This is a genomic window from Actinocorallia sp. B10E7 (assembly GCF_039871655.1).
In the GTDB taxonomy this organism is placed as follows: domain Bacteria; phylum Actinomycetota; class Actinomycetes; order Streptosporangiales; family Streptosporangiaceae; genus Actinocorallia.
In genome coordinates this window covers 701,511-722,176 of sequence record NZ_JBDPLZ010000005.1, presented here as the reverse complement: position 1 = coordinate 722,176, position 20,666 = coordinate 701,511, and the positions used below count along the sequence as shown (strand labels likewise).

General features: G+C 66.8%; 15 protein-coding genes. All 15 read right to left on the bottom strand.

Translation table 11 applies throughout. From position 1 onward, the window contains the following. Positions 1-155 precede the first annotated feature (155 nt). The 15 genes from ABGB12_RS21230 to rplJ all read right to left on the bottom strand — a co-directional run bounded on the left by ABGB12_RS21230 (position 156) and on the right by rplJ (position 20,618). Positions 156-4,046 (bottom strand): DNA-directed RNA polymerase subunit beta', encoded by a 3,891-nt coding sequence (locus tag ABGB12_RS21230; protein ID WP_347680498.1) that lies wholly within the window; start codon positions 4,044-4,046, stop codon positions 156-158. An 11-nt stretch (positions 4,047-4,057) separates the two neighbouring features. Then, a complete protein-coding gene (gene rpoB, locus ABGB12_RS21225) occupies positions 4,058-7,528 on the bottom strand; it encodes a DNA-directed RNA polymerase subunit beta (RefSeq protein ID WP_347680496.1) in 3,471 nt (1,156 codons plus the stop codon). A gap of 439 nt (positions 7,529-7,967) precedes the next feature. Beyond that, the gene (locus ABGB12_RS21220; protein ID WP_347680494.1) at positions 7,968-8,825 is read right to left on the bottom strand and encodes a hypothetical protein; all 858 of its coding nucleotides are present in this window, start codon (positions 8,823-8,825) and stop codon (positions 7,968-7,970) included. Further along, complete coding sequence (locus ABGB12_RS21215; RefSeq protein WP_347680492.1) at positions 8,822-9,286, bottom strand: hypothetical protein; 465 nt, start codon at positions 9,284-9,286, stop codon at positions 8,822-8,824. The genes ABGB12_RS21220 and ABGB12_RS21215 overlap by 4 nt, the downstream gene beginning before the upstream one ends. Positions 9,287-9,315: 29 nt before the next feature. After that, positions 9,316-10,704, bottom strand: a complete 1,389-nt coding sequence (locus ABGB12_RS21210) for an MCE family protein (RefSeq protein ID WP_347680490.1) — start codon at positions 10,702-10,704, stop codon at positions 9,316-9,318. Next, positions 10,701-11,900, bottom strand: a complete 1,200-nt coding sequence (locus ABGB12_RS21205) for an MCE family protein (RefSeq protein ID WP_347680488.1) — start codon at positions 11,898-11,900, stop codon at positions 10,701-10,703. The genes ABGB12_RS21210 and ABGB12_RS21205 overlap by 4 nt, the downstream gene beginning before the upstream one ends. Continuing rightward, positions 11,897-13,114: an MCE family protein gene (locus tag ABGB12_RS21200; RefSeq protein WP_347680486.1), complete on the bottom strand. Its 1,218-nt coding sequence runs from the start codon at positions 13,112-13,114 to the stop codon at positions 11,897-11,899. The genes ABGB12_RS21205 and ABGB12_RS21200 overlap by 4 nt, the downstream gene beginning before the upstream one ends. A gap of 29 nt (positions 13,115-13,143) precedes the next feature. Continuing rightward, complete coding sequence (locus tag ABGB12_RS21195) at positions 13,144-14,217, bottom strand: MCE family protein (protein ID WP_347680484.1); 1,074 nt, start codon at positions 14,215-14,217, stop codon at positions 13,144-13,146. Continuing rightward, positions 14,214-15,260, bottom strand: coding sequence for an MCE family protein (locus ABGB12_RS21190; protein ID WP_347680482.1), 1,047 nt, complete (start codon positions 15,258-15,260; stop codon positions 14,214-14,216). Before ABGB12_RS21190 ends, ABGB12_RS21195 begins: the two co-directional genes overlap by 4 nt. Then, entirely contained in the window at positions 15,257-16,546 is a 1,290-nt protein-coding gene (locus tag ABGB12_RS21185; RefSeq protein WP_347680480.1) for an MCE family protein, read from the bottom strand. The genes ABGB12_RS21190 and ABGB12_RS21185 overlap by 4 nt, the downstream gene beginning before the upstream one ends. A 3-nt stretch (positions 16,547-16,549) precedes the next feature. After that, positions 16,550-17,314 (bottom strand): ABC transporter permease, encoded by a 765-nt coding sequence (locus ABGB12_RS21180; protein WP_347680670.1) that lies wholly within the window; start codon positions 17,312-17,314, stop codon positions 16,550-16,552. A gap of 53 nt (positions 17,315-17,367) precedes the next feature. Further along, complete coding sequence (locus ABGB12_RS21175; RefSeq protein WP_347680478.1) at positions 17,368-18,189, bottom strand: ABC transporter permease; 822 nt, start codon at positions 18,187-18,189, stop codon at positions 17,368-17,370. After that, positions 18,186-19,202, bottom strand: coding sequence for an ABC transporter ATP-binding protein (locus tag ABGB12_RS21170; RefSeq protein ID WP_347680476.1), 1,017 nt, complete (start codon positions 19,200-19,202; stop codon positions 18,186-18,188). The genes ABGB12_RS21175 and ABGB12_RS21170 overlap by 4 nt, the downstream gene beginning before the upstream one ends. A gap of 412 nt (positions 19,203-19,614) precedes the next feature. Beyond that, entirely contained in the window at positions 19,615-20,007 is a 393-nt protein-coding gene (gene rplL, locus ABGB12_RS21165) for a 50S ribosomal protein L7/L12 (protein ID WP_347680474.1), read from the bottom strand. 59 nt (positions 20,008-20,066) lie between these two features. Next, a complete protein-coding gene (rplJ, locus tag ABGB12_RS21160) occupies positions 20,067-20,618 on the bottom strand; it encodes a 50S ribosomal protein L10 (protein ID WP_347680472.1) in 552 nt (183 codons plus the stop codon). Positions 20,619-20,666: the final 48 nt, after the last annotated feature.

Here is a 20,666-nt window from a genome sequence, read left to right as displayed (position 1 = left end):
CAAAGCCCTGATCAGCATCAGGGAGGCCGCCACCACCAGCGCCAGCACTCCCACCACCACGACCACGTTCACCGACCCCATGCCCCGAGGGTAGCCGCAACGGCGAACGCCCCGGGCGCCAGAGGCGCCCGGGGCGTTTACCGTCAGACTGCGACTCAGCGGCCGTACTGGCCGAAGTCGTACTCCTCCAGGGGAACGGCCTCGCCGGAGCCCGTGCCGAAGGTGTACTCGCCCGCGTCGTCGTAGGAGCCGACGCTGTACACCGCGGCCTTGGCCTCCTCGGTGGGCTCGACCCGGACGTTGCGGTACTGGGGCATGCCCGTACCGGCCGGGATGAGCTTACCGATGATGACGTTCTCCTTGAGGCCCAGCAGGGAGTCGCTCTTGGAGTGCATGGCGGCCTCGGTGAGGACCCGGGTCGTCTCCTGGAAGGAGGCGGCCGACAGCCAGGACTCGGTGGCGAGCGACGCCTTGGTGATGCCCATCAGGACCGGACGGCCGGCGGCGGGAGTACCGCCCTCGGCCACCACCTGGCGGTTGGTGCGCTCGAAGATCGGGCGCTCCACCAGGTCGCCGGGCAGCAGGTGGGTGTCACCGGCCTCCAGCACGTTCACCCGCTTGAGGATCTGCCGGACGATGATCTCGATGTGCTTGTCGTGGATCGACACACCCTGCGACCGGTAGACCTCCTGGACCTCCTGGACCAGGTGGAGCTGCACGGCGCGCGGGCCGAGGATGCGCAGCACCTCGTGCGGGTTGACCGCGCCCTTGATCAGCTGCTGGCCGACCTCGACGTGGGCTCCCTCGAAGATGCCGTCCTCGAAGCGCGACCGCATCGAGACCGGGTAGGCGATTTCGTCCGAGCCGTCGTCCGGAACGATGATGATCTTCCGGGTCCGGTCGGTCTCGTCGATCTTGACCCGGCCCGCGACCTCGGTGATCGGGGCGACACCCTTGGGGATGCGCGCCTCGAACAGCTCCTGGACACGGGGCAGACCGTGGGTGATGTCGCCACCGGCCACACCACCGGTGTGGAAGGTGCGCATCGTCAGCTGGGTGCCGGGCTCACCGATGGACTGCGCGGCGATGATGCCGACGGCCTCGCCGACGTCCACCCGCTTGCCGGTGGCCAGCGAACGGCCGTAGCAGGCGGCGCAGACACCGATCTTGGCCTCGCAGACCAGGGCGCTGCGGGTGCGGACCTCCTCCACGCCGGCCTCGATCAGCCGGGTGATCACCGCGTCGGACAGGTCGGTGTCGGCCGGGTAGACGACCGTGCCGTCGACCACGACGTCCGTCGCGATGGTCCGGCCGATCAGGCTGGACTCCGAGGTGCCCAGCTTGACCAGCGAGCCGTCCGCGGCCCGGTCGTTCTCCACGATCCGGAACGGGATGGTGCGGTCGGTGCCGCAGTCCACCTCGCGGACGATGACGTCCTGCGCGACGTCCACCAGACGACGGGTGAGGTAACCCGAGTCGGCGGTCCGCAGCGCGGTGTCGGCCAGACCCTTGCGGGCACCGTGCGTGGAGATGAAGTACTCCAGAACGGTCAGACCCTCGCGGAAGGACGACTTGATCGGACGCGGGATGGTCTCACCCTTGGGGTTCGACACCAGACCACGCATACCGGAGATCTGCCGGACCTGCATGGGGTTACCGCGAGCACCCGAGTTGACCATCATCCAGATGGGGTTGTTCGGGTTGCTCTTGAACTCGTCCATCATGTCGCTCGCGACCTCGTTGGTCGCGTGCGTCCAGATCTCGATGAGCTCCTGGCGGCGCTCGTCGTCAGTGATCAGACCGCGCTCGTACTCACGCTGCACCTTGTCGGCACGGCGCTCGTAGCCCTCGAGGATGCCGGCCTTGTTCGGCGGCGCGATGACGTCGTCGATCGAGATCGTGACACCCGAGCGGGTCGCCCAGTGGAAGCCCGCGCTCTTCAGCGCGTCCAGCGCGGCGGCCACCTCGACCTTGGGGTAGCTCTCGGCGAGCTCGTTCACGATCGCCGACAGCTGCTTCTTGCCCACCTCGTAGTTGACGAAGGGGTAGTCCGCGGGCAGCGTCTCGTTGAACAGCGCCCGGCCCAAGGTGGTCTCCAGCCGGAACGGCCGGCCCGCCTCGTAGCCCTCGGGCGCCACCCAGCCGCGCGGCGGCACAGCGTCCTTGAACCGGATCTGGACCTTCGCCTGGAGCGAGAGCTCGTCCCGGTCGTAGGCCATGATCGCCTCGGCCACGCTGGAGAAGGTCCGGCCCTCGCCTGCCGCGCCCTCCCGCTCGCCGGTCAGCCAGTACAGGCCGATCACCATGTCCTGGGTGGGCATGGTGACGGGCTTGCCGTCCGACGGCTTGAGGATGTTGTTCGTCGACAACATCAGGATCCGGGCCTCGGCCTGCGCCTCGGCGGACAGCGGCAGGTGCACCGCCATCTGGTCGCCGTCGAAGTCCGCGTTGAACGCGGTGCAGACGAGCGGGTGGATCTGGATGGCCTTGCCCTCGACCAGCTGCGGCTCGAACGCCTGGATGCCCAGACGGTGCAGGGTGGGCGCGCGGTTGAGCAGCACCGGGTGCTCGGTGATGACCTCTTCCAGCACGTCCCACACGACCGGGCGGGCCCGCTCGACCATGCGCTTGGCGCTCTTGATGTTCTGCGCGTGGTTCAGGTCGACCAGGCGCTTCATCACGAACGGCTTGAACAACTCCAGCGCCATCTGCTTGGGCAGACCGCACTGGTGCAGCTTCAGCTGCGGGCCGACGACGATGACGGAGCGGCCGGAGTAGTCGACGCGCTTGCCCAGCAGGTTCTGGCGGAAGCGGCCCTGCTTGCCCTTCAGCATGTCGCTGAGGGACTTCAGGGGCCGGTTGCCCGGGCCGGTGACCGGACGTCCGCGGCGGCCGTTGTCGAACAGCGCGTCGACGGCCTCCTGCAGCATCCGCTTCTCGTTGTTCACGATGATCTCGGGCGCGCCGAGGTCGAGCAGACGCTTGAGCCGGTTGTTCCGGTTGATCACCCGGCGGTACAGGTCGTTGAGGTCGGAGGTCGCGAAGCGGCCGCCGTCCAGCTGCACCATCGGACGCAGGTCCGGCGGGATCACCGGGATGCAGTCCAGCACCATGCCCAGCGGGCTGTTGGTGGTGTTGAGGAACGCCGAGACGACCTTCAGCCGCTTGAGGGCGCGGGCCTTCTTCTGGCCCTTGCCCGAGCGGATGATCTCGCGCAGCTTCTCGGCCTCGGCCTCGAGGTCGAAGTTCTGCAGGCGGGCCTGGATGGCCGCCGCGCCCATGCCGCCGGCGAAGTACTTGCCGAAGCGGTCCCGCATCTCGCGGTAGAGCATCTCGTCGCCCTCAAGGTCCTGGACCTTGAGGTTCTTGAACCGAGTCCACACCTCGTCGAGCCGGTCGATCTCGCGCTGCGCGCGGTCGCGCAGCTGCTTCATCTCCCGCTCGGCGCCCTCGCGGACCTTGCGGCGCTGGTCGGCCTTGGCACCGGCCGCCTCCAGCTCCGCCAGGTCGGCCTCCAGCTTCTGCTGGCGGGCCTCGACATCGCTGTCGCGCCGCTGCTCCAGCTGCTGGCGCTCCACCGAGATGCGCGCCTCCAGCGTCGGCAGGTCACGGTCACGGGCGTCGGTGTCGACACTCGTGATCATGTAGGCCGCGAAGTAGATGATCTTCTCGAGGTCCTTGGGCGCCAGGTCCAGCAGGTAGCCCAGCCGCGAGGGAACACCCTTGAAGTACCAGATGTGGGTGACCGGAGCGGCCAGCTCGATGTGGCCCATCCGCTCACGGCGCACCTTGGCCCGGGTCACCTCGACGCCGCAGCGCTCACAGATGATGCCCTTGAACCGGACCCGCTTGTACTTACCGCAGTAGCACTCCCAGTCCCGGGTCGGACCGAAGATCTTCTCGCAGAAGAGCCCGTCCTTTTCCGGCTTGAGGGTCCGGTAGTTGATGGTCTCAGGCTTCTTCACCTCGCCGTGCGACCACTGACGGATCTCGTCGGCGGTCGCGAGGCCGATGCGAAGTTCGTCGAAGAAGTTGACGTCTAGCACTGGCTCCCCTCTCAGACTTCCTCGACGCTGGACGGCTCACGCCGAGACAGGTCGATGCCCAGCTCTTCCGCGGCCCGGAACACGTCCTCGTCGGTGTCCCTCAACTCGATGTTCATGCCATCGCTGGACAGAACCTCAACGTTCAGGCACAGCGACTGCATTTCCTTGATGAGGACCTTGAAGGACTCGGGAATACCCGGTTCCGGGATGTTCTCGCCCTTGACGATCGCCTCGTAGACCTTCACGCGGCCCAGGACGTCGTCGGACTTGATCGTCAGCAGCTCCTGGAGGGCGTACGCGGCGCCGTAAGCCTCCAGCGCCCACACCTCCATCTCACCGAAGCGCTGGCCGCCGAACTGCGCCTTACCGCCCAGCGGCTGCTGGGTGATCATCGAGTACGGGCCGGTCGAACGCGCGTGGATCTTGTCGTCCACGAGGTGGAGCAGCTTGAGAATGTAGATGTAGCCGACCGAGATCGGGTCCTTGAACGGCTCACCGGAGCGTCCGTCGAAGAGCCTGGCCTTGCCGCCCCCGCTGACCATGCGCTGGCCGTCGCGGTTGGGGATGGTGCTCCCCAGCAGGCCCTGGACGTCCTCCTGGTGCGCGCCGTCGAAGACCGGCGTGGCCGTGTTGGTCCACGGCGGCGCCTCCTCCAGGCCGATGCCCTTGAGGTTGCGCTTCCAGTCCTCGTCGTCGCCCTCGATCTTCCAGCCGCGGGAGGCGACCCAGCCCAGATGCGTCTCCAGGACCTGGCCGACGTTCATACGGCCGGGGACGCCCAGCGGGTTCAGGACGATGTCGACCGGGGTGCCGTCCTCCAGGAACGGCATGTCCTCCACGGGCAGCACCTTGGAGATGACGCCCTTGTTGCCGTGGCGGCCGGCCAGCTTGTCACCGTCGGTGATCTTGCGCTTCTGGGCCACGTAGACGCGGACCAGCTCGTTCACGCCCGGAGGCAGCTCGTCGCCGTCCTCACGCGAGAACACGCGGACGCCGATGACCTTGCCGGACTCGCCGTGCGGCACCTTCAGCGAGGTGTCGCGGACCTCGCGGGCCTTCTCACCGAAGATCGCGCGCAGCAGCCGCTCCTCGGGGGTCAGCTCGGTCTCGCCCTTGGGCGTGACCTTGCCGACCAGGATGTCGCCGGTGACGACGTCCGCGCCGATGCGGATGATGCCGCGCTCGTCGAGGTCGGCCAGCACCTCCTCGGAGACGTTCGGGATGTCCCGGGTGATCTCCTCGGGGCCCAGCTTGGTGTCGCGGGCGTCGACCTCGTGCTCCTCGATGTGGATCGAGGACAGGACGTCGTCCTGCACGAGGCGCTGCGACAGGATGATCGCGTCCTCGTAGTTGTGGCCCTCCCACGGCATGAACGCCACCAGGAGGTTCTTGCCCAGCGCCATCTCGCCCTGGTCGGTGCAGGGGCCGTCGGCCAGCACCTGGCCGGTCTCGACCCGCTGGCCCTCGTCGACGATCGGCTTCTGGTTGAAGCAGGTGCCCTGGTTGGACCGCTTGAACTTGGCGACACGGTAGGTCTGGCGGGTGCCGTCGTCGTTCATGACGGTGATGTAGTCCGCCGAGACCTCCTCGACCACGCCGGCCTTCTCGGCGGTGATCACGTCGCCGGCGTCGGTCGCGGCGCGGTACTCCATGCCGGTGCCGACCAGCGGGGCCTCGCTGCGCAGCAGCGGGACGGACTGGCGCTGCATGTTGGAGCCCATGAGCGCGCGGTTGGCGTCGTCGTGCTCCAGGAACGGGATCATCGCGGTGGCGACCGAGGTCATCTGACGCGCGGAGACGTCCATGTAGTCGACCTCGGAGGCGCGTGCGAGCTCGGTCTCACCGCCCTTGGTGCGGACCAGGACCCGGGCCTCGGCGAAGGAGCCGTCCGGGTTCAGCAGCGAGTTGGCCTGCGCCTTGACGTACCTGTCCTCCTCGTCGGCGGTCAGGTAGTCGATCTGGTCGGTGACCTTGCCCTCGATGACCTTGCGGTACGGGGTCTCGATGAACCCGAACGGGTTGACCCGGCCGAACGCCGCCAGCGAGCCGATCAGGCCGATGTTGGGGCCTTCCGGCGTCTCGATCGGGCACATGCGGCCGTAGTGCGACGGGTGGACGTCACGGACCTCCATGCCGGCGCGCTCACGGGACAGACCGCCCGGACCCAGCGCCGACAGGCGGCGCTTGTGGGTCAGGCCCGCCAGCGGGTTGGTCTGGTCCATGAACTGCGACAGCTGCGAGGTGCCGAAGAACTCCTTGATCGACGCCACCACGGGGCGGATGTTGATCAGGGTCTGCGGGGTGATCGCCTCGACGTCCTGGGTGGTCATGCGCTCACGGACGACCCGCTCCATGCGGGCCAGGCCGAGCCTGACCTGGTTCTGGATGAGCTCGCCGACCGAGCGCAGGCGCCGGTTGCCGAAGTGGTCGATGTCGTCGACCTCGACCGGGATGGTCCGGCCGTCGGCCGCGACGCACTCCTCCTCGCCCGCGTGCAGGCGGACCAGGTACTCGATGGTGGCGACGATGTCTTCCTCGGTCAGGGTGCCCTGGTTCATGTCCAGGTCCAGGCCGAGCTTCTTGTTCACCTTGTAGCGGCCGACCTTCGCCAGGTCGTAGCGCTTGGGGTTGAAGTACAGGTTGTTCAGCAGCGTCTGCGCCGACTCCTTCGTCGGGGGCTCGCCCGGACGAAGCTTGCGGTAGATGTCGAGAAGGGCCTCGTCCTGCCCGGAGGTGTGGTCCTTCTCGAGGGTGATGTTCATCGACTCGTACGAGCCGAAGCGCTCGCGGATGCGGGCCTCGTCCCAGCCGAGCGCCTTCAGCAGGACCGTGACGCCCTGCTTGCGCTTGCGGTCGATGCGCACGCCGACGTTGTCACGCTTGTCGATCTCGAACTCGAGCCACGCGCCCCGGGACGGGATGACCTTGCAGCCATAGATGTCCTTGTCGGACGTCTTGTCCAGCTGACGGTCGAAATAGACACCGGGGGAGCGCACGAGCTGCGACACGACGACGCGCTCGGTCCCGTTGATGATGAAGGTGCCCTTGGGCGTCATGAGCGGGAAGTCGCCCATGAACACCGTCTGGCTCTTGATCTCACCGGTGGTGTTGTTGATGAACTCCGCCGTGACGAACATCGGGGCGGAGAAGGTCATGTCCTTGTCCTTGCACTCATCGACTGAGTACTTGGGCGGCTCGAACCGATGGTCACGGAACGAGAGGGACATGGTCCCGGAGAAGTCCTCGATGGGACTGATCTCTTCGAAGATCTCTTCGAGACCCGACTGAGTGGGCACATCCCTACGACCCGCATCCTGAGCCGCCTTGACCCGGGACTTCCACCGCTCGTTGCCGAGCAGAGTGTCGAAAGACTCTGTCTGGAGAGCGAGGAGATCGGGTACTTCAAGCGGTTCGTTGATGCGCGCGAAGGAGACGCGGTTCGGACCGGTCAGGGTCTTCGAGGCGTTGCGCGAGGCTGCCAAGAGTGGTCCTTCCGAGGGCTCGCGGCGGACTGTCGACGTGCACGCCAATGCATCCCCGAAAAACCCGTGATGCCTGGTCTCCAACTGGTTCTGGAACTGTGTCGGGAACCGGCCTTCAAACCAAGATCACGGCATGGTTGCACGGAGGATAGCTAAAGGGCAGCGCAAAGGGGCAGTGTAGCCGAGTGCTACACCGCTGGCAAGCTTACGTTCGCTATGCACATCACAGTTGCCTCGCAGCATCGCCCCTCCAGGCGGCCAAGTCAAGGCCGCACAGGGACTTTTCGGGCCCTGAGCAGCCGTGACAAGGCTCATAGTTTGGAGACGAGCATCACATGGAATACCGATAAATCCGCCCGAAAATCAGCAAGGGCCGCCCCTCCAGAGGAGGAGCGACCCAAGGGCCATTAAAAAGATCTTGACCGGGTGCGGTGCGGCGTCAGCCCAGGATGTCCAGCTTGGACACCAGCCATTCCCCATCTTTCTGCACCATAGTCAGCTGAAGCCGGTGCTGCTCGATGTGGGCCTCGGCGTCTTTCTTGACGGTCTGCTGGTTGAGAAAGACCAGAACCTTGACCTGACCCTTGCTCACCGACACCACGCCGGCCTTGCTCGTCAGGCCCACGGTGACCGCCTGCTGCTCCGGAGCGCTCTCCAGCAGCTTCGCGGCGCTCTTCTCGTACGCCTCGCGGAAGTCGCCGGTCGTCTCGCCCAGCACCTGCTTGGTGTCGCTCTCGATCGTCCGGTAGTCCCAGGACGAGATGTGCTGGGCGGTCGCCGCGGCCGTGCGCAGCGCCTTGTCGACCTCGTCCCTGGAGAGGGTCTCCCCGGAGCCCGCGCGCAGCAGGAAGGTGCCGACGGCCAGGCCGACCACCAGGACGGCCATGACGACCACGGACCACAGCGGGGCGCCCGTGCGGACCTTCGCCGGCTTGAGGGACTTCCCGGACCCGCGCGCCTTCTTCAGGCCGACCGAACCGCTCTTACCGGCCTTGGTCGCCTCGGCCTTCGGCTTCCCGGACTTCTTCGGCTCCGCGGCCTCGTCCGCCCCGGTCTCCTCGGCGTCACCGGACCCGGCGACCTCCTCGGAGTCCGCCGACTCCCCCGCGGCCTCAGAGTCCTCGGAGTCCTCAGAATCCTCGGCCTTCTCAGAGTCCTCGGAATCCCCGGTCTTCTCGGAGCCCTCCGCGGGGGCCTCCTCGTCGCCGCTCGGTGAGAGGCGGCCGTCGGTCTCCTCGGCCGCCTCCTCCTCGCCGGTCTCGGGGAGGTCCTTGTCCTCGATCTTGTCGACCTTCACTGGATCACTCCGAACTTCGACGCCAGCCACTTCCCGTCGACCTTGCTCATCTCGATCAGGAAGCGCATGTTACGGGGGGTCCCGTTGGGCACGGTCGGGCTGGTGACGACGGCCGAGACCGCCACGATCACCTCCGCGGAGTCCTCGTCGTAGTCGGTGACTCCGGCGCTGAGGACCTGGGCCTGGGAGGTGGCCTGGTTCTTGGTGATCTCGTCGATGAACGTCTTGGTCTGCGCCGCGTACTGGTCCTTGAACGTCCCGGTGCTCCCGCTGAGGACCCGCTGGGTGTCCTTCTCGATCGTCCGGTGGTCCATGGACATCAGGTTCAGTCCGACCTGGCGGGCCGCCTGGATGATCTCGTCCCGGTCGTCCGCCTCGCTCGCCGCGGCGATCTTCTTGGCGACCGGGGGGTAGATCCCGCCACCGAGCAGCCCGAGGGCGACCACGGCGAGCACGGCCACCGTGATCGTCCTCCAGAGGCCGCCGCCTTTCACGACAGCGGACCCAGAAGCAGCCACTTCCACGACTCATCCCCCAACAGGTTCTTGGCTCCACCGGAGGAACCGACGGTGTAGGTCACTCCGTTCGGCCCGACGTACTTGCCGGACGTCGGATCGTAACCGGTCACGAAGACCGATTTGGTCGAGTTCGTCTGGTAGACCAGCCGGTCGTCCGCGTCGGTTCCGTCCTTCGCGACCGCGCGGGTGCTGGCCGCGGGCGGCTCGCCGGCGCCGTCCAGCGCACCCGGAGGCAACTTGATGTAGGGCCGCGGCTCGGGGGCGTTGCGGGCGCCGCGAACCGCGGTCTGCGAGTTCTTCGGCGCCTTGCAGCCGACGTCGGTGCGGGCCGGGGTCTCCCGGGTGTCCTGCGGCCAGCGGGGCTTGGTCTTCTCGTAGCCCTCGGTGCAGGGCGCCGGGGTGTCGATGTTCAGCGCCAGACCCATGTGCTGGTAGCCGTCGCCCGGCAGGATCGTCTGGGAGCCCGCCACCGTGAACGGCAGCGAGATCAGCAGGGAGCGGATCGCGTCCTGGTCGGCGGTGAGCACCCGCCCGGTGCTGGTCAGGTTGGCCAGCAGCACCGGCAGGTCGTCCGAGACGTTGTCGATCAGGTTGTCGACCTCCTCCACCGCGGGGCCCGCGGTGTCGATGGTCTCCCGGATGTTGCCGTCGTTCTCCCGGATGGTGTCGGTGAGCGCGGCCAGCTCCCGGGCGAAGGTCCTGATCGACGTGCCCTTGTCCCGCTGGGTGTTCAGCACGATCTTGCTGTTGTCCAGCAGGTCGGAGGTCGTCTCGAAGTTCTCGTCCATCTCCCGGATGAGCTTGCCGCTGTCGTCGATGATCGACTGGAGGTCCGAACCGGAGCCGTTGAAGGCCTTGTCCAGCTCGTCGACGATCGTCCGCAGGTTCTCGGGATCGACCGACGCGACGGTCTTGTCGACGTTGATCAGCAGGTCCGAGGTCTTGACCGGGATCCGGGTGTTCTCGGCGGGGATCGTGTAGGGGGCGCCCCCGTCGAGGAAGGGACCGCGGTCCGAACGCGGCTGCAGGTCGATGTACTGCTCGCCGACCGCGGACCGGTTGGCCACCACCGCGAGGGTGTCGCGGGGGATCTTCACGCCCTTCTCCATCTCCAGCTCGATCCGCACGCCGTTCGGGACGAGCTGGATCGGGCCGACCCGGCCCACCGTCACACCGCGGTAGGTCACCTCGGAGTTGGTGAAGGCGCCGCCGGAGTCGGGCAGCTGGACATAGGCCGTGTAGGTCCGGTCGAGCAACCCGCCGCCCAGCCCGATGTACCGGATCGCCGTGTAGCCGACGCCCAGCACGGTGATGATCGCGAACACCACCAGCTGGATCTTGACGCCGCGTGTGAGGATCATGAAAGGCCTCCCAGGACCACGGAGTCCACCTCCGTGTCGGTGCTCTCCATCCCGATGGTGGGCAGCGGCAGGCCGCCGAGCCCGGACTCGTCGCCGGCGCCCAGGACACCGGGCGGGGTCTGGGAGATGCTGACGCCGGGCGGCGACAGCAGGTCGCGCAGCGCCTCGCCCTGCTTCTTGGCCGACTTCTTCAGCGCGGGGTCGAGATCGGTACCCGTCAGCAGGTTGTGCGCGAGTTCCTCGAAGTCCAGCGACACCGTCATGCTCATGTTCGCGAAGTCGCCCTTCACCGTGTTGGAGAAGGCGTGCGTGAACGGGTAGGTGAAGAGCGCGCCCAGGTTCTCCGGCAGCTTCTCACCGCTCTTGTTCAGGTTCTTCAGGACCGGCTGGAGGTTCTTCAGGTTCGCCAGCAGGTCCTTCTTCGAACGCTGGACGACGTTGGTGGTCACGTCGCCGAACTTCGCCAGGCTGACCAGCATCTTGGTGAGGTCCTGCCGGTTCTCCTCCAGGATCGCCAGCGCCGGCTCGGTCTGCTCGATCGTGTCGGCGATCGTGCCCTTCTCCGCCTCCAGCTTCACCATCAGCCGGTCGATCTTGTCCAGCGCGTCGGTGATGGTGTGCCGCTGCCGGTCCAGGGTTCCCACGAAGACGTCGATCCGCCGCAGCACGGACTTGATCGACTCCTCGCGGCCGGACAGCGCCGCGTTGAGCTCCTTGGTGATGGTGGAGACCTGCTCGATGCCGCCGCCGTTGAGGAGCAGCGACATCGCCGACAGCACCTCTTCCACCTCGGTGTTGCGGTTGGTCTGGCTGATCGGGATCACGTCCCCGTCGCCGAGTTCACCGGTCGGCCCCTCCTGCGGGGCCTTGAGGTCGATGTACTTCTCGCCCAGGAGGCTGGTCTGGGCGATGGTCGCCATGGCGTTGTCCGGGAGCTTCGCGTCCTGGTTGATCTTGACGGTGACCTTGGCCTGCCAGCCGTCCAGCTCGACCTTCTCGACCCGGCCGACGGACACGTCGTTGACCTTCACCGTCGACTGGGGCACCAGGTCCAGCACGTTGGTGAAGTGGATCTTCACCTCGTAGGGGTCGTCCCCCAGGTCGGGCCCGCCGGGCAGCGGGATGGAGGAGACTCCCTGGAAACCGCACCCGGTGAGGAGCAGGCTCCCGGCGAGCGCGAGGGCCAGCCGTTTCATGAGGTCCCTCCCAGCAGGAGGCCGCCGAGGGTCTTGTCGGCAGGGCCAGAGTTGTTCGAGGTCGTCTTCTTCGCGGACTTCTTCGCGCCCTTCTTGGGCTTGTTCGGCCCGTAGGCGTCCGGAGGCAGCGGCTCGGGGTTGTAGGTGGTGGTCAGCGCCGTGATCCAGGAGATGTCCAGGTGCAGGTCCACGCCCAGACCGCCGGAGATCGGCTTCAGGGTCTGGAGGCACTCGTTCGCCGGGGTGCCCAGCGAGTAGGCCAGCGAGCAGATCCAGTCCGCCGGGTTCTTGAACTGCCGGAAGTTGGCGCGGGTGTGCAGCGTCCCGGAGATCGGGTCGTAGGCGCGGGTCATGTTGCTGATGGCCACCGGAGCGGTCCTGGTGAACTCGTCCAGCGCGTCCTGCTGCTTGACCAGGATCGCGGTGATCTCGGCCAGGTCGTTGACGTTCTTGGACAGCGACTTGCGGTTGTCCTTGACGAAGGAGGTGACGTTCCGCAGCGTCGGGCCGAGGATCTTGAGGACCTGGTCGAGCTCCTCCTTCTCCCCGTTCAGCTGCGCCGACACCTCGCCGAGGTGGTCGGTGAACTGCCGCACCGTGGTGTCGTTGTCCGCCAGCGCCTGGGTGACGCTTTCGAGGTTCTCGATCGAGGCGGTGATGTTGTCGCTGTTGTCGCTCAGCGTCGACAGCACCTCGGCGGAGTCCTTGATGGTGCCGCGGATCTCCTCGCCGTTGCCGTCGAAGTTGCGCGCGGCCACCTCCAGCATCTTGGAGAGCGAGCCGTCGGCGTTGGCGCCCTCGGGGCCCAGGGCCTTGCTCAGCTCGTTGAGGCTGTTGGCGACCTCGTCGACCTCGACCGGGACCGCGGTGCGGGCGACGTCCAGCGTCGCCTTGTCCTGCAGGACGGCGCCGCTGGTGAACACCGGGGTGAGCTGGACGAACCGGTCGGACACCAGCGACTGCGCCACGATGACGGCCTGGGCGTCCGCCGGGATCTTGTACTTGGCCTCGTAGTGCAGTTCGACCTTCACGGCCTGACCGGCCGGAGTGATCTTGTCGACCTCTCCCACCGGGATGCCCAGGATCGTGACGTCCGCGCCCTCGTAGAGGCCGACGGTGTTGGTGAAGTAAGCGGTGAGCCGTTTCACGGGGGCGCTCGGCCAGAACACCACCACGGCGGCCACGGCCAGCGCCACCACCACGAGTGGCACCACGGCTTTGAAGAAAGTTCGCACTGGTGACCTCACGGAAGCAGCGGGAGGGAGCCGTTGCCGGACGACTTCTCGGTGGAGGTGGACTTCTTCTTGTTCTTGTCCTTCGACGAGGCGGGCGACTTGTCCTTAGAGGGGTCGCCGATGCTCGCCGGGAGCGGGATGAAGTTCTGGATGTAGTTGTCGAACCATCGGCCGGAACCGGTGGCGTCGGCGAACTGCCGCCCGTAGGTGGCCATCAGCTGGAGCGACCGGTCCAGTTTGTCCCGGTTGTCGAGCAGCACCTTGGTGACCTTCTGCAGGTTGGCCAGCAGGGGCTTGATCTCATCCTCGTTCTCGTCGATCAGCGCGTTCAGCTGCTGGGCGAGCTGGTAGGTGTTCACCAGCAGCTGGTGGATCACGTTGCGCCGGTTCTGCACCGCCACGAGCAGCTTGTCGCCGTCCTGGAGGAGCTTGACGAGCTCGCCCCTGCGGTCGCTGAGGACACCGGTGACCTCCTTGGCGCGGATGAGCAGCTCGTTCAGCTCGTCGTCGCGCTTGGAGACCGTCTGGGAGATGCGGCGCAGGCCGCGCAGCGAGGCCTTGATCTCCTCCGGCGAGTTCTCGAACGTCGTGGCCAGGGTGTCGAAGGACTCCGCGAGCTGCTTGGTGTCGATCGCGTCGATGTTCTTGCTCAGGTCCGCGATCGCCGGCACCACCTCGTACGGGGTGGAGGTCCGGGTGACCGGGATCGCCTTGTCCGGGTCCTGGCGGGCCGAGCCCCTGGGGTCCACGGCGAGGAAGTGCGAGCCGAGCAGAGTCTTGATCTTGATGTCGACCTTGGACTCGTTGCCGATCCGCACCTCCTTGTCGATCCGGAAGTCCACCCGCACCTGGCCGCCGTCCAGCTCCAGGCCCGTCACCTTGCCGACCTTGACCCCGGCGATGCGCACCTCCTCGCCCTCGCGCAGGCCGGCGGCCTCGGCGAAGTGCGCGTGGTAGGTGGTGGCGCCGTTGATCAGGGGCACGGAGTCGAAGTTGAGCGCGACGGTCAGACCCACCGCGATCCCGGTCAACGCGACGACACCCAGGACGGTCGGGTTCTGTTCTCTGAACGGGACCTTCACTGCTTGCACCTCGCGTTTTCGTTGACGATCTTCGGCGTGTAGTACGCCGGAGCGCCAGGCAGCACGATCCGTGCGTCCATGCTGCAGAGGTAGTAGTTGAACCAGGAGCCGTACGACGAGGTCCGGCCCAGCTTCTCCAGCCGGTCGGCGGCCTGGTCGATCGTGGTGTCGATCTGCTTGGACTGGCCGGCCAGGGTGCGGGTCAGCTCGTTCAGGCCGTCGATGTCGCTCTTGAGGGACGGGCGGGCGTCCTTGAGCAGGTCGGCCGTCACGCCGCCCAGCGTGTTCAGCGACTCCAGCGAGTCGAAGATCGCCTCACGGTCGCCGGCGACCCCGCTGACGAAGCCCTGCAGCTCCTTGATCATCCTGCTGGTCTGGTCGGTGCGGGCGGACACCGTGCCCAGCACCTCGCTGAGGTTGGTGATGACCCGGCCGATGACCTCGTCGCGGTCGGCGAGCGTGTTGGTCAGCGACGCCACATGGGTGAGCAGGCTGTTGATCGTCCCGCCCTCGCCCTGCAGCACCTTGATGATCTCGTAGGAGAGCTGGTTGACGTCCTCGGCGTCCAGCGCCTTGAACAGCGGGCGGAAGCCGTTGAACAGGACGGTCAGGTCGAGCGACGGCTCGGTCTGCTCGACCGGCAGGAGCTCGTTCGCCTTCAGCATCTCGTTGGAGGTGCCGGGGCCCTCCGACAGCGCCAGGTAGCGCTGGCCGACCAGGTTCCGGTACCGGATGTGGGCCAGGGTGCCCTTGGGCAGGCCCGAGACGAACGGGCCCGAGCGGTCCAGGGTGAACCGCACCTCGGCCAGGCTTCCCTTGTACAGCTCGACCGAGACGACCTTGCCCAGCCGGACGCCGGCCACCCGCACCTCGTCGCCCTCCAGCAGACCGGTCGCGTCGGTGAAGACCGCGCCGTACTCGCGGGAGTCGGTGAAGCGCACGTTGGCGATGGTCACCGCCAGGACGCCGGTGAGCAGCGCCGTGAACATCACGAACGCCAGCAGTTTGATGCCTGAGGCGAGGGTTCGCGTGCTCTCGCTCACTTGATGGTCACCACCGATCCGGTCGCGAGGGGGCCGAACAGGAGGGTCGCGAAGTCGGGGACGTCGGAGGAGTCCTGCCGCAGCACCGGCGCGACGATCGACTTCACCGCCTCGTTCTGGGACGTGTCAGCGCCGGGCTGGACGAAGAGGCTGGAGATGCCGCGCTTCTTCCACCAGACGTTGTCCTCGGTGCCGTCCAGCGCGACGTAGTCGGGGAAGGGCACCTTGGGGTTGGGCAGGCCGTAGCACCGCGGCTTGCGGTAGTCGTTGAACTCCACCCGCTCCAGCGGGTTCTTGTACGCCGGCCGCGGCTTCACGATCTCGACGTACAGGCTGGACATCGGCTTGGTGCCGTTGCCGAACGCCTCGTTGGCGCGCGGGATCATGATCGACATGCCGTCCAGGACGCAGGGGAACTGCGGCGCGTAGGTGGCCAGCAGCTTCACCACGTCCTTGGTCGCAAGGTTCACGCCGATGATCTTGTTGCCGTTGTCCAGCATGAACCGGTTGGCCTTCTCCGCCGTCGAGGTGACCGCGGGGATGAGCGCCTCGATGGCCTCCTCCTTCTCCACGATCGTGGTGCTGGTGACGTTGATGTTCTTCAGCACCCGCACGAGGTCGGGAGTCGCGTCGGCGTAGATGTCGGAGACGTCGCCGAGGGCCTTGATGTCGTGGACCAGGGTGTTCAGCTCGGGGTTGACCTTGCCCAGCAGCCGGTCCAGCTGCTCGAGGTTCTCGCCGAGCTGGTCGCCCCGGCCCTCGAGGGCGGTGGCGACCGCGGTGAGCGTGGCGTTCAGCTTCTCCGGCTGGACCGCCTGCAGCAGCGGCATCAGGTTGTTGAGCACCTGGTCGATCTCGATGGACTCGGCGGACTTGTCCTGGTGCAGGACCACGCCGTCGCGGATCGGCTGGGAGGGCTGCGCCGGAGGGGCGAGGTCGATGTACTTCTCGCCGAACAGCGTCTTGGGCAGCAGCCTGCCGGTCGCGTTCGCCGGGATGAATCCGGCCTTGTCCTTCTGGATCGCCAGGTCCATCACCGCGCCCTCGTCGGTGACGCTGATCTTGCGCACCTCGCCGACGATCAGACCGCGGATCTTCACGTCCGAGTGCTCCAGCAGCTGGAGCCCGGCCCGGTCGCTCATGAAGCGCACCTTGACCACCGGGGTGAAGGCCCGCTGGTAGAAGGCCAGGCACGCGACCACGAACACGACGCAGACGACGATGAAGACGATGCCGTAAAGCCGGGAGCGGAACTTCTCTCCCGTTCCGGGGGATGCATGTGTCATCGGTTATCCCGCCACTCTCACACTCGTGCCGGCACCCCAGATCGCCAGACCCAGCAGCAGGTCGAGCACGTTGACCGTGATGATGCTGGTGCGGACCGCGCGGCCGACCGCCACGCCGACGCCGGCCGGGCCGCCGCTGGCGTTGTAGCCGTAGTAGCAGTGGATCAGCATGACCAGCGTGGCGAAGATCAACACCTTCCCGAACGACCAGAGGATGTCCTCCGGCAACAGGAAGAGACCGAAGTAGTGGTCGTAGGTTCCGGTCGACTGGCCGTAGACGAAGGTGACCATCAGCCGGGTGCCCAGGTAGGACGCCAGCAGGCCGATCACGTACAGGGGGATGACCGCGATCAGGCCGGCGATCAGCCGGGTGGACACCAGGAACGGCACCGTGGGAACCGCCATGACCTCCAGCGCGTCGATCTCATCGGAGATGCGCATCGCGCCGAGCTGGGCGGTGAAGCCGCATCCGACCGTCGCCGACAACGCCAGGGCGCTGACCAGCGGGGCCAGCTCCCGGGTGTTGAAGTAGGAGGAGATGAAGCCGGTGAAGGCCGCCGAACCGATCTGGTTGAGGGCGTTGAAGCCCTGCAGGCCGACCTCGGTGCCGGTGAAGAAGGTCATGAACCCGACGATCGCCGCCGAGCCGCCGACCACCGCCAGGCCGCCGGTGCCCAGGGACACCTCGGCCAGCAGCCGCAGCACCTCGGTCCGGTAGCGGGTGGCCGCCCTGAAGAACCAGGCGAAGACCCGCGCGTAGAAGGACAGCTGCTGTCCGAGATCGTCCAGCTGGTCCACGGGCTTGCGCAGAATGGACACCGTTACGAGCCCTTCGCCGGGACGAACTCGAAGTAGATGGCGCTGATCAAGAAGTTCTCCAGGAACAGCAGCACGAAGGTGAGGACGACGGTCTGGTTCACCGCGTCGCCCACGCCCTTGGGGCCGCCCTTGGCGTTGAGCCCCTTGTATGCCGCGACGAGCCCGGCCGTCAGGCCGAAGACGAAGGCCTTGAACTCGGCCTGGTACAGGTCGGGCAGCTGCGCCATGCCGCTGAAGGAGGCCAGATACGCACCCGGCGTACCGCCCTGCAGCATGACGTTGAAGACGTAGCCGCCGACGATGCCGACGACGCTGACCATGCCGTTGAGGAACAGGCCGATGAACGCGCAGGCGAGCATCCGGGGGACGACGAGCCGGTGCAGGGGGTTGATGCCCAGCACCTCCATCGCGTCGATCTCCTCGCGGATCTTGCGGGCGCCCAGGTCGGCGCACATCGCCGAACCCGCCGCGCCTGCGATGAGCAGCGCGGTCACGATGGGGCTGGCCTCGCGCACGATCGCGATGACGCTGGTGGCGCCCATGTAGGACTGGGCGCCCATCTGCCGAATCAGCCCGCCCATCTGCAGCGCGAGCACCGCGCCGAACGGGATCGCCACGAGGGCGGTCGGGATCACGGTGACCCCGACGATGAACCACGCCTGCTGAATGAACTCGCGCCACTGGAAGGGCCACTTGAACATGGCCCTGAAGACGTCGAGCACCAGGCCGAAGAAACGGCCCGGTTCCTTGATCAGGATGTTGACCGCGCCGTCGGCGACGGGGCGCAGCCTGCTGGAGGCTGCGCCGGGTCCTGCCGTCGTCATTTCCGGATGCCCCCGGCGGGCGAGACGCCCATGCTGGCGACATAACGCGGCCACTCGTCGATCCAGTTGCGGCCCAGGTCGTCGATGAAGGAGCCGGGCGGCGGGGTGACGCCGTTGGCCCGCAGCCAGGAGCCGGGCGCGTGCTGGGTCGGACGGATCCTGCCGTCGGAGGGCATCAGCTGCGGCGGGATGGGCGGCAGCTTGCCGGGGTCGTTGCCGGCGGCGGCCTCGGCCTCGAGCTCGCTCACGTCCTTCTCCTCGGACATGCCGATCGGGCCGACGCGGCGGGCGTTGAGGAACTGGCGCACGACCGGCTCCTCGGAGGACAGCAGCATCTCGCGCTGGCCGAACATGATCAGCTCGCGGCGGAACAGCAGGCCGATGTTGTCCGGCACCGTCCGCGCGGTGTTGATGTCGTGGGTGACGATGAGGAACGTCGCACCGATCTGGGCGTTCAGGTCGACGATCAGCTGGTTCAGGTACGCGGTGCGGACCGGGTCCAGACCGGAGTCGGGTTCGTCGAAGAGGATGATCTCGGGGTCCAGCACCAGGGCGCGGGCGAGGCCGGCGCGCTTGCGCATACCGCCGGAGATCTCGCCGGGGAGCTTGCCCTCGGCACCGATCAGACCGACCATGTCCATCTTCTCGAGGACGATGCGCTTGACCTCGGACTCGCTCTTCTTCGTGTGCTCGCGCAGGGGGAACGCGATGTTGTCGAAGAGGTTCATCGAGCCGAACAGCGCGCCGTCCTGGAAGAGGACGCCGAACAACTTCCGGGTCTCGTAGAGCAGGTCCTCCGGCAGCTGCGGAAGGTTGCGGTCTCCGATCCACACGTTGCCGCGTTCGGGTTTGAGCAGTCCCACCAGGGTCTTCAGGAAGACGGACTTACCCGTTCCCGAAGGTCCCAGAAGGACCGAGATCTCACCTGCGGGCAGTGTCAGCGAGACATCTTCCCAAATGGTCTGTCGGCCAAAGCGTTTGGTCAGTCCTTCGACCCGAATCTCGACGCCCACTCGTCACCTCTCGTCCAGCCGGGGGATTCCGGATCCATGAGCGAGTAGAAGCTCCATGTCACCCAGCGCGTTTGCTTCGTGACTACCGGCCGGTAGCTTCCAGGCCGGATTCCCCTAACTTAGTGCCGAATCCACAAAAGGGAAGGGCCCGGAACCAAGTTCTGGGGGCAAAAGCGACGCTGTAAGTTAATCGTTACTTATGCCACATCTGAGCCTACTGGGGTGTTGACCAGCACTTCAAGGTGATAGAACCACCCGCCCAAAGCGCCTCGGCGAGAACGGTGAAGGTCAGAAGCCCTACTTATCAGTCAGGTGATAAGTGCGCCCGATGTTTTCTGGCGGCCGTGGCGACAAAGCGAACGGCCGGCCGCCCCAGACGGGGCGACCGGCCGTTCGACCGACGTGAAATATGTTACTTGACCGTAACAGTGGCGCCGGCGCCCTCGAGGGCGGCCTTGGCCTTGTCGGCGGTCTCCTTGTTGACCTTCTCCAGCAGCGGCTTCGGCGCGCCGTCGACCAGGTCCTTGGCCTCCTTCAGGCCGAGGGAGGTCAGAGCGCGGACCTCCTTGATGACCTGGATCTTCTTGTCGCCGGCGGCCTCGAGGATGACGTCGAACTCGTCCTTCTCCTCAGCGGCCTCGGCAGCGCCACCGGCGCCACCGGCGGCCGGAGCCGCGGCGACCGCGACCGGGGCGGCGGCCTTGACGTCGAAGACCTCTTCGAACTGCTTCACGAACTCGGAGAGCTCGAGAAGGGTCATCTCCTTGAAAGCGTCGAGCAGCTCGTCGGTGCTGAGCTTCGCCATGATTTTCCTCCGTCTGGCTTTCTACTTCAGTCTTGCGACCACGGGATGGGGACCCGGCCTTATTCGGCCGAGGCCTCCTCGGTGACGGTCTCGCCGGCCTCGGCGCGCTTGGCGCGCAGGGCGTCGGAGAGCTGGGCCATCTGCGTCGGCAGCGCGTTGAACATCGCCGCGGCGGCGCTCTGCTTGGCCTTGATCGCGCCCGCGAGCTTCGCGAGGAGCACCTCGCGCGACTCGAGGTCGGCCAGCTTGGTGACCTGGTCGGCGTCGAGGGACTTGCCCTCGAGGTAACCGCCCTTGATCACGAGCTTGGGGTTCGCCTTGGAGAACTCGCGCAGGCCCTTGGCGGCCTCGACCACGTCGCCCTTGACGAACGCGATCGCCGAGGGGCCCTGGAGCAGCGCGTCCAGGCCCTCGACGCCGGCGTCCTTCGCGGCGATCTTGGTCAGCGTGTTCTTCACGACGGCGAACTTCGCCGTGTCACCGAGGCTGCGGCGCAGCTCCTTGAGCTGAGCCACAGTGAGCCCGCGGTACTCGGTCAGAACGGCGGCGCTGGAGCTCTCGAAATCGTTCTTGAGCTCAGCGACGACCGCTGCCTTGTCCGCCCTCGCCATGGGACTCCTTCCAACTGGGACCATCCCCGCAAACGCGGGGAGAAGTCT